General features: G+C 64.2%; 12 protein-coding genes. 7 read left to right on the top strand and 5 right to left on the bottom strand.

Features of this window, described 5'->3' with window-relative positions:
• Nucleotides 1–23 precede the first annotated feature (23 nt).
• From GH737_RS10580 to GH737_RS10560, 5 genes are read right to left on the bottom strand one after another with little or no spacing between them, the layout of a single operon-like run.
• Nucleotides 24–488, bottom strand: coding sequence for a PTS sugar transporter subunit IIA (locus GH737_RS10580; protein ID WP_155264789.1), 465 nt, complete (start codon nt 486–488; stop codon nt 24–26).
• Between the two features lie 58 nt (nt 489–546).
• Nucleotides 547–1,116, bottom strand: a complete 570-nt coding sequence (gene hpf, locus GH737_RS10575) for a ribosome hibernation-promoting factor, HPF/YfiA family (RefSeq protein ID WP_155264788.1) — start codon at nt 1,114–1,116, stop codon at nt 547–549.
• A 54-nt stretch (nt 1,117–1,170) separates the two neighbouring features.
• Nucleotides 1,171–1,869, bottom strand: a complete 699-nt coding sequence (gene dnaQ, locus GH737_RS10570; RefSeq protein ID WP_155264787.1) for a DNA polymerase III subunit epsilon — start codon at nt 1,867–1,869, stop codon at nt 1,171–1,173.
• A 10-nt stretch (nt 1,870–1,879) separates the two neighbouring features.
• Nucleotides 1,880–2,470: a dephospho-CoA kinase gene (gene coaE / locus GH737_RS10565; RefSeq protein ID WP_155264786.1), complete on the bottom strand. Its 591-nt coding sequence runs from the start codon at nt 2,468–2,470 to the stop codon at nt 1,880–1,882.
• On the bottom strand, nt 2,467–3,048 hold the full coding sequence (locus GH737_RS10560; RefSeq protein ID WP_275401960.1) for a Maf family protein: 582 nt from the start codon (nt 3,046–3,048) through the stop codon (nt 2,467–2,469). The genes coaE and GH737_RS10560 overlap by 4 nt, the downstream gene beginning before the upstream one ends.
• A gap of 292 nt (nt 3,049–3,340) precedes the next feature.
• Between GH737_RS10560 and hemE the strand changes: the two genes are divergently transcribed.
• The 7 genes from hemE to GH737_RS16090 all read left to right on the top strand — a co-directional run.
• Nucleotides 3,341–4,402 carry a uroporphyrinogen decarboxylase gene (gene hemE / locus GH737_RS10555; RefSeq protein ID WP_420853446.1) on the top strand — a complete coding sequence of 354 codons (1,062 nt, stop codon included), beginning with the start codon at nt 3,341–3,343 and terminating at the stop codon, nt 4,400–4,402.
• Nucleotides 4,399–4,851, top strand: a complete 453-nt coding sequence (locus tag GH737_RS10550) for a CopD family protein (protein WP_155264783.1) — start codon at nt 4,399–4,401, stop codon at nt 4,849–4,851. Before hemE ends, GH737_RS10550 begins: the two co-directional genes overlap by 4 nt.
• 192 nt (nt 4,852–5,043) lie before the next feature.
• Nucleotides 5,044–6,300, top strand: a complete 1,257-nt coding sequence (rho, locus tag GH737_RS10545) for a transcription termination factor Rho (protein ID WP_155264782.1) — start codon at nt 5,044–5,046, stop codon at nt 6,298–6,300.
• A 12-nt stretch (nt 6,301–6,312) separates the two neighbouring features.
• A complete protein-coding gene (locus tag GH737_RS10540) occupies nt 6,313–6,978 on the top strand; it encodes a YjbE family putative metal transport protein (protein ID WP_155264781.1) in 666 nt (221 codons plus the stop codon).
• 89 nt (nt 6,979–7,067) lie between these two features.
• The gene (locus GH737_RS10535) at nt 7,068–7,793 is read left to right on the top strand and encodes a YjbE family putative metal transport protein (RefSeq protein ID WP_420853447.1); all 726 of its coding nucleotides are present in this window, start codon (nt 7,068–7,070) and stop codon (nt 7,791–7,793) included.
• A gap of 31 nt (nt 7,794–7,824) precedes the next feature.
• On the top strand, nt 7,825–9,099 hold the full coding sequence (gene mnmE / locus GH737_RS10530) for a tRNA uridine-5-carboxymethylaminomethyl(34) synthesis GTPase MnmE (RefSeq protein WP_155264779.1): 1,275 nt from the start codon (nt 7,825–7,827) through the stop codon (nt 9,097–9,099).
• On the top strand, nt 9,099–9,209 hold a 111-nt coding region (locus GH737_RS16090), incomplete at its 3' end, for an FAD-dependent oxidoreductase (RefSeq protein WP_155264778.1). The genes mnmE and GH737_RS16090, both read left to right, overlap by 1 nt.

Here is a 9,209-nt window from a genome sequence, read left to right as displayed (position 1 = left end):
GAGGCTCGCCGGGAGCCGCCCGCTCAGGCGGCGTCCCGCTCGTCCGCGCCGATCAGCACCGCCGCAAGCGCGTCGCGGCTGCGCGCCCCGCGCATCTTTTCGAGAGTCGCTGCGTGACGGGTCACGCGGCTGATCGCGGCGAGCGCTTTCAGGTGATCGGCGCCCGCATCGGGCGGCGAAAGTAGCAGGAAGACGAGGTCGACGGGCTTCGCGTCGATCGCCTTGTAGTCGATGGGTTCGGCGAGCCGCGCAAACAAACCGTAGATCTGCTTCAGTCCCTCGACTTTGCCGTGCGGGATCGCGACACCCTGCCCGAAACCAGTCGATCCGAGCTGCTCGCGCTCCGAAACGCTCGCAAGGATCGCGCCCGGATCGAGCTCGAGCCGCTGGCCGGCGAGATTCGCCAACTGCGGCAGCAGCGCCTTCTTGCTGCCGCCGGGAAGCGCAGTCTTGATCGCGTCGAAGTCGAGAAAATCGGAAAGATGCATCGGATAAAACTCGTGGACGGCAGCTGTGCCACCGCCGCCTGATGATGAAAAGAAGGCGTCAGGAGGCTCGCGGCTCGACCCAGCCGATATTTCCGTCCTCGCGGCGATAGACCATGTTGAGTTCGCCCGTGCCGCTGTTTTTGAACAGCAGCGCATTGGTGTTCCGGAGGTCCATCAACATCACTGCGTCGGAGACGCTCGAGTCGGGAATGTCGACCCGCGTCTCAGCGACGATCGTCGGGGAGCCTGCTTCGTCTTCGTTCCCGCCCCCGGAACCGGAGAAAATCGTGTAGCCGGCATTTTCCACATAAGCCTGGGCGCCGTCGTCAGCCTTGTGATCCTTCAGGCGGCGCATGTAGCGGCGGAGTTGCTTCTCGATGCGGTCGGCCGCCCCGTTGAACGCCATCTCGGCCTCGCGCGCATTGTGCGACGCCTTGAGCACCACGCCTTGCCGCACTGGCGCGACGATGTCGCACGTAAAGTCGTTGCTCGGTCCGCGGCCGAAAGTGACGTTGGCGCCGATCGAACGTGAAAAATATTTTTCCGTGATCTCGGCGATGCGCCGCTCAGCGTGCTCGCGCAGCGATTCGCCAGTATCGACCTGGTGGTTTGCGACCCGAACGTCCACTGTGACCTGCTCCTTCCGATCGGGGGGCCGCTTAGGACCCGGCGGAAGCCGCCGTCAACAGACGGCGGCGAAGCGGTCCCAGAGCGGATCGACGAGTTGAGCAATAAACGCCCGGTGGCGTTCTAGTTCCTCTTCCGCCGGCGCATGCGGCCGCGGCGGGCGCAGTTCGCGCGCGGTAACGGGCCCGGCCGCCGGGTCGACCGCGACGCTCTTGGTGTCCGCGACCAGTCCAAGCCCGATCTGCCGCCCACCGGTGAGTTCGACATAGACCTGGGCAAGGAGCTGCGCGTCGAGCAGCGCGCCATGCTTTATGCGCTGGCTGCGGTCGATCCCGAAGCGCACGCACAAGGCGTCGAGGCTATGCTTGGCCCCCGGGTGCCGCGACCGGGCAAGCGCAAGCGTATCGACCATCCGGCTGATGCAGACAGCCGGCAGTCCGCAGCGCTCCAGCTCGAAATTGAGGAAGCCGAAATCGAAACTGGCATTGTGCGCGATGAGCGGCGCGTCGGCGATGAACTCGAGCAACTCCTCGGCCTTTTCCGAGAAGCGCGGCTTGTCCGACAGGAAGATGGTGGTGAGCCCGTGCACCGCTTCGGCCTCGGTCGGTATCTCCCGCTCGGGATTGAAATAAGCGTGGAAGTGGCGGCCGGTCTCGACGCGATTGTAGATTTCCACGCAACCGATCTCGACGATGCGGTCGCCGCCCGACGGATTGAGCCCGGTTGTTTCGGTATCGAAGACGATTTCGCGCACAGCGACGAATCTATCCGGCAGCGACGCCCAGGCAAGCGAGAATGTCGCGCACCTGCGCCTCAGTTGTGGATAGGTCGGTGTCCGTGTCGATCACGAAATCGGCGCGCCGGCGCTTCTCTTCGTCGGGCATCTGGCGGGCGAGGACCGATTCTAGCTTCGCAAGCGTCATGCCGCGGCGCTCGAGCACCCGGGCGCGCTGCACTTGGCCCGGCGCCGAGACGACGACAACCTTGTCAAAATCGTACTCGCCGCCCGTCTCGAACAGCAGCGGAATTTCGAACAGCAGCGCCGGCGCGTCGCGATGCCGGTCGATGAACGCCTGCCGCCATTCGCGCACCGCGGGATGCACCACTGCTTCGAGCGCGGCGAGCTTGGCCCGGTCCCCGAGCACGATCTCCGCAAGACATTCGCGGTCGAGCGTCCCCGACCGCACGCAGCCCGGAAACAATTCGCCGATGCGCTCGACCAGGGCGCCGCCGGGTCCCTGCAACTGGCGCACGACGGCATCGGCATCGAATACCGGAACTCCGGCGGCTTCGAACATCCGGGCGACAGTCGACTTTCCCATGCCGATCGATCCGGTGAGCGCGATTCTGATCATGCCGCCAACATTCCGCGGCCGCGAAGCGCCCCGAGCAGCGGGATCAGCGGCATTCCGAGGATGGTGAAATGGTCGCCTTCGATGCGGTCGAAAAGCTGCACGCCTCGCCCCTCCAGCCGGAATACGCCGACGGTCGCGCCGACCTCCGGCCATTCGGCGTCGAGATAATCGGCAATGAACCCGTCCGACAATGACCGCACCAGCAGCCGCGCAGTTTCGACATGGTTCCATTCGAGCTCGCCGTCGCGCGCGACCGCGACCGCACTCATCAGAATCATCGTCTTGCCGGAGAAGAACCGCAGGTGCCCGGCCGCGTCGAATCGATCCCGCGGCTTGTCGAACAGGCGATCCTCGACGCTGACGACACTATCGCTGCCGATCACCATGTCGCGGGGATTGTCCCTGCTGACGGCGATGGCCTTGGCGCGCGCCAGCTCCAGCGCCAGCATGCGCGGCTCGCGCAGCCGCCTTTTGAAGGCACCTTCGTCGACGTTCGCCGGAACAACCCGGTGAGCCACACCAGCCTGGTCGAGCATGGCCCGGCGGATCGCGCTGGCTGAGGCAAGAATCAGGGGCAAAGTACAACCTTGTGGAAAAGGGCCGAAACAACGGTAGCGCGGCGCTGGGGAGTGTCTCAACCGCCGATTTGACGGCACCTCGAATGCCCACCTTCGAAGATTCATCCACGGGGATCGTTTCCATCCCCAGCTTGTGAATCATGGGCGCAAATCGGCGCGACTCGCGCTGCAACGAGCAACGACCTTCGACCCCGGTTGTTGGCAAGTCGGGGAGCCGCGCCTAAACCCCGCACTCCCACGCTCTACAACAACATCAATCTAAGATTCTAAATATACTATAGGAGATAAGAGGGTGGCTTCGGTGCCGACCGAACTTTCGAAAGCGCGCGCCGAAAAGCCGCTGCTGGCCGTGCTCAAAGGGGAACGGCGCGACCCGGTTCCGACGTGGATGATGCGCCAGGCCGGGCGTTACCTCCCCGAATATCGTCAGCTTCGGCACGACAGGGGGAGCTTCCTCGAACTCGTCTACGATTCCGACGCAGCTGCGCGGATCACGCTGCAGCCGCTGGAGCGCTTCCCCGAGATCGACGCCGCCATTCTATTCTCCGACATCCTGATCGTTCCGTTCGCGATCGGGCAGAACCTGACTTTCGTTGCCGGCGAGGGGCCTCGCCTGACGCCGCCGCTGACGAGCGCGAACCTGGACGACCTGACGCCCTTTCTGACACGGCTTGAGCCAATCTACGAAACCGTCGCGAAGGTCCGCGCGCAGCTCGGCGAAGGCAAGACGCTCATCGGCTTTGCCGGGAGCCCGTGGACGGTCGCGACCTACATGGTTGCAGGACAGGGCAGTCGCGATCAGAGCGAGGCCCGCCGTCTTGCTTATGCGGACAACGAGCGCTTCGGGGAGATCATTGCCCGAATCGAGCATGTCACCGTCGAATATCTCTCGTGCCAGATCGATGCCGGCGCCGAGGCCGTACAGCTTTTCGACAGCTGGGCTGGAAGCCTGTCGCCGGCGCAGTTCGAGCAATGGGTGATCGCACCGACGGCGCGGATCGTTGCCGCGCTACGCGAGCGGCATGCCGGCGTGCCGGTGATCGGATTTCCGAAGGGAGCCGGCGGCAAGCTCTCGGCCTATGCACGCGAAACCGCGGTCAGCGCCCTGGGCCTCGACGAGACCGTGGACCCATGCTGGGCCGCAAGCGAATTGCCCAAGGATCTGCCCCTCCAGGGCAACCTCGACCCGCTCGCGCTGGTTGCCGGCGGGGAGGTGCTCGAAACAGCGGTCGGCCGCGTGCTTGACGCGTTCGTCGACCGGCCTCACATCTTCAATCTCGGGCACGGCATCCTGCAGGACACGCCGATCGAGCACGTGGGCGAACTGATCGCCCTGGTGAAGGGGGCAAGGTGAGCGATCTGACGGGCTTCCTTGGGCCCGCCTATCTGTGGGTGAAGGCAGCGCACGTCACCTTCGTAATATTCTGGCTGGCGGGGTTGTTCCTGTTGCCGCGCTTTTACGTCTATCATCATGAGACGCCGGTCGGCTCGCCAGAGGATCGGGCCTGGATCGAGCGCGAGTCGCGGGTGCGTTCGATCATCCTCACTCCGGCAATGATCATCGTCTGGATTCTCGGCCTTATGCTGGCCTTCAGCGTCGATGCGTGGAGCCAGCACTGGTTTCACGCCAAGCTCCTTTTCGTGGTGTTGCTGACGGCCTACCAGGGCTGGCTGGGCCTTTATGGAAAGAAGCTGGCGAGTGGCGAACGGCCGCTGTCGAACAAGGCCGTGCGGATGATCAACGAGATCCCCGGCATCGCCGCCGCGATCATCGTCGTTCTGGTGATCGTCCGTCCCTTCTAGTCGTTTCGGCGCTCCGGCCGCACGCGGCTGATTGACAGCAAGCGCAGCGAGACATACCTCGACTCGCGAGCGGCCCCGGCCAGTTTCCTGAAATTGCCGGCGCCTGTTCCCATCCGCGGCGTCCTGCCGCCCTCCGGCTTTGATCGAATCCTAGACGAGCTCGAGCGCAACTTCCCAAGAAAAGACCGAATCATGCACTTGAAAGATTTGAAGAAAAAGACCCCCGCCGATCTCGTCGCAATGGCCGAGGAAATGGGTGTCGAAGGCGCTTCGACGATGCGCAAGCAGGATCTCATGTTCTCGATCCTCAAGATTCAGGCCGAGAACGGAGTCGAGATCATGGGCTCGGGCACCATCGAGGTGCTCAACGACGGCTTCGGCTTCCTCCGCTCTCCGGAAGCGAACTATCTCGCCGGCCCCGACGATATCTACGTCGCGCCGTCGATCGTCCGACGATTCGGGCTCCGCACCGGCGACACAGTCGAAGGTGAGATCCGCGGACCCAAGGAAGGCGAGCGCTATTTCGCGCTGACGCGGGTCACCACCATCAATTTCGACGACCCCGAGCAAGTCCGCCATCGCGTCAATTTCGACAATCTGACGCCGCTCTATCCCGACGAGAAGCTCAAGCTCGACACGCTCGATCCAACCATCAAGGACAAGTCGGCCCGGGTCATCGACATCGTAGCGCCGATCGGCAAAGGCCAGCGTGCCCTGATCGTTTCTCCGCCCCGCACCGGCAAGACCGTGCTTCTGCAGAATATCGCTCGGGCGATCACCGACAATAATCCCGAGGTGATCCTGATCGTCCTGTTGATCGACGAGCGTCCCGAGGAAGTCACCGATATGCAGCGCTCGGTCAACGGCGAAGTCATCTCCTCGACCTTCGACGAGCCCGCCCAGCGCCACGTCCAAGTCGCAGAGATGGTGATCGAAAAAGCCAAAAGGCTGGTCGAGCACAAAAAGGACGTAGTCATCCTCCTGGACTCGATCACGAGGCTGGGCCGCGCTTACAACACCGTCGTTCCGAGCTCGGGCAAAGTGCTGACCGGCGGCGTCGACGCGAACGCCCTGCAGCGTCCGAAGCGCTTCTTCGGCGCCGCCCGCAACATCGAGGAAGGCGGCTCTCTGTCGATCATCGCCACCGCGCTGATCGATACCGGGTCGAAGATGGACGAGGTCATCTTCGAGGAGTTCAAGGGAACCGGTAACAGCGAGATCGTGCTCGACCGCAAGGTTTCCGACAAGCGGATCTTCCCCGCGCTCGATGTCGGCAAATCGGGAACCCGCAAGGAAGAGCTGCTGGTCGACCAGGCGATCCTCACCAAAATGTGGGTGTTGCGCCGAATCCTGATGCAGATGGGCACGATCGACGCGATGCAGTTCCTGCTCGACAAGATGAAGGACGCCAAGTCGAACGAGGACTTCTTCGCCTCGATGAACCAGTAAGCGCTCGGCCCGATGCTTCAGGGCTTCGATTTCGGAGCGATCTTCACGGCCGCGGGGCTCGCGAAGCTCGGGCAGATCGTCATCGGCGACCTCACCATGGCCGGCGACAATGTCGTTATCATGGGCGCGCTCGCCTCGGGGTTACCGCCGCGCGACCGCAAGAAGGTGCTGATGTTCGGCGTCGCCATGGCGCTGGTCTTCCTCATCGCCTTCGCCGTCATTGCCACGCAGTTGTTGAGGGTCACCGGGCTGGTGTTCGCCGGTGGGCTGCTGTTGCTGTGGGTCGCCTACAATATGTGGCGCGAACTCCACCCCCGGCCGGCGGTTGTGGTCGACGATCCCGACACCGCCGCGATCGAAGGGCCGCCGGCGAGCAAGACGCTGCTCCAGGCGGCCATCGGGATCACGGTAGCCGACCTCAGCATGAGCCTCGACAACGTGTTGCTGGTGGCGTCGATCGCCCGCGACAACCCTGCGCTCCTCGTGATCGGCCTGACCTTCTCGGTTCTTTTCATGGGGTTCGCCGCCAATTACGTAGCCCGGCTCATCGAGCGTTATCCGTGGCTCAATTACGTCGGCCTGGCAGTGATCTTGTGGGTCGCCGTCGGGATGATCTACGAAGGCTGGGTTGGCGGCGAGCATGTGCTGGGCTTGAGGAGGGTCCTAGGGGTCGGCTAGGGCCGATGGAACCAAGGTCGGGCTGCCGGCTTCCATTCCCGTTCCGGCTCACCCCTAAAATGGGAGAATTCGTGGTCGACTCGATATTGATGCTCGCGGCCGCCGCCGCGCCTCAGGGCCTCGGCGGGCCGGGCGAAATCTGGTCGGCCATCGTGCGCGATTTCTCGAACCTCGATCAACCGGTTGCGCTCGCCACTTTCTTTCAAGTCCTGCTGATCGATCTCGTACTCGCCGGCGACAATGCAATTGTCGTCGGCGCGCTCGCGGCCGGCCTTCCGGCCGAACAGCGCCGCAAGGTCATCCTCATCGGCGTGATTGCCGCGCTGGTGCTGCGCATCGGTTTCGCGCTCGTTGTCACGCAATTGCTGCAGATCGTGGGGTTGATCCTCGCGGGCGGCCTGTTGCTATTGTGGGTCGCGTGGAAGATGTGGCGCGAGCTCCGCGAGCCTCAGGACTGCTCGCCCGGATCCGAGGAGATCGTCGGCGACGAGCGCTCGGGCCTGCGGCCCGCAAAGGGCTTTGCCGCCGCCGCATGGGGAGTCGCCATCGCGGACGTCAGCATGAGCCTCGACAACGTGCTGGCGGTCGCCGGCGCGGCGCGCGAGCATCCCGGCATCCTGATCGTGGGGCTGGTCATTGCAGTGGCCTTGATGGGCCTCGCCGCGAACCTGCTCGCGCGCTACATCGAGCGGTACCGCTGGATTGCATGGGTCGGCTTGCTCGTGATCCTGTGGGTCGCGTTCAAGATGATCTGGGACGGCTACCATGATGTCGCGCCGGTGCTTGGCTGGCCGGTTGTCGCGCAGGCGTTTTGATCCGCTGGCCCGCCCGCGCTAATCGCGTGGCGTGAGCCAGGATACGATCTTCGCCTTGTCGAGCGGCCGTCCGCCGGCGGCGATCTCGGTCATTCGCGTCAGCGGGCCGAATGCACAGGCGGCGGCGGTGGGGATGGCCGGGTCGCTCCCGGAGGCCCGCACTGCGGCCGTTCGTCAGTTGCACCATCCGCGATCGGGCGACTTGCTCGACGAAGCCGTGATCCTTCGTTTTGATTCACCGGCAAGCGCAACCGGCGAAGATATCGTGGAACTTCAATGCCATGGCGGGAGGGCCGTGGTCGACGCCGTTCTCGCCGCGCTCGCCGCCATCGACGGTTTGCGGCCCGCCGTGCCGGGCGAGTTCACGCGACGTGCATTCGAGAATGGCCGGATCGACCTCACCGAGGCAGAAGGTTTGGCCGATCTGATCGAGGCGGAAACCGAATCCCAACGGAAGGCGGCGATCGCGCTCTCCGAAGGCGGGCTTAGGAAGCAGATTGCGGAGTGGCAGCAGTGCCTGCTTGGCCTGTCGGCCGAGGCCGAGCGCGCGATCGAATATGACGAGGCGGATGACGAAGCGAATCCGACGCTGCGGCGGGAATGTGCCGCTTTGGGTGCTGAGCTCCGCTCTTGGCTCGACCGGCCCCGTGCCGAACGGCTGAAGGACGGCATCAGGGTGGTGGTCGCGGGCCCACCTAACACTGGAAAATCTAGCCTTCTCAATGCTATAGCTGGGGAGGAGCGGGCGATCGTCACCGACATGCCGGGGACCACGCGCGACCATATCGAGGTGCCGCTGGCGCTGGACGGTGTACCGATCCTCCTGACCGACACGGCCGGTTTGCGCGATTCGTCAGACCCCGTGGAGGCGATCGGAGTCGCGCGTGCCACTACACTTGTCGAGGCGGCGGACGTTCTCGTGTGGCTTGGCGCGCCGGGCGAGTCCCCGGATCATCCGCGCACGCTCAAGGTCCATCCCAAATCGGATTTGGGCAGCGCTGTTCTTCCGGGCTCGATCGCAGTGTCGTCCGTCACCGGTGAGGGCATGCCCGAGCTGCTCGAGCAAATTGGACGCACCGCGCGCGATTTGCTTCCTGGCGAAGACGCCATCGCCCTCAACCGCCGCCAGGCGCGTTGCTTCGAAGAAGCGGTCAGTGCGCTCGACGCGGCGTCGGTGGCCGGTGATGTTCTGATTTTGGCCGAAGAGTTGCGCCACGCGCGCGTTGCATTCGACCGCCTCACGGGTCGAGCCGGAGTCGATGACGTGCTCGATTCGCTTTTCTCCCGCTTTTGCCTTGGCAAGTAGTGTTTCACGTGAAACGCTCCCGAGCTAAAGGCCCGCCTGTGTACGATGTATTGGTGATCGGGGCCGGCCACGCCGGGTGTGAGGCCGCGGCCGCCGCGGGCCGCCGCGGC

Origin of the sequence: Sphingomonas segetis (assembly GCF_009720245.1) — a bacterium.
In the GTDB taxonomy this organism is placed as follows: Bacteria; Pseudomonadota; Alphaproteobacteria; order Sphingomonadales; family Sphingomonadaceae; genus Sphingomicrobium; species Sphingomicrobium segetis.
This window is presented reverse-complemented; position numbering and strand designations above follow the sequence as displayed.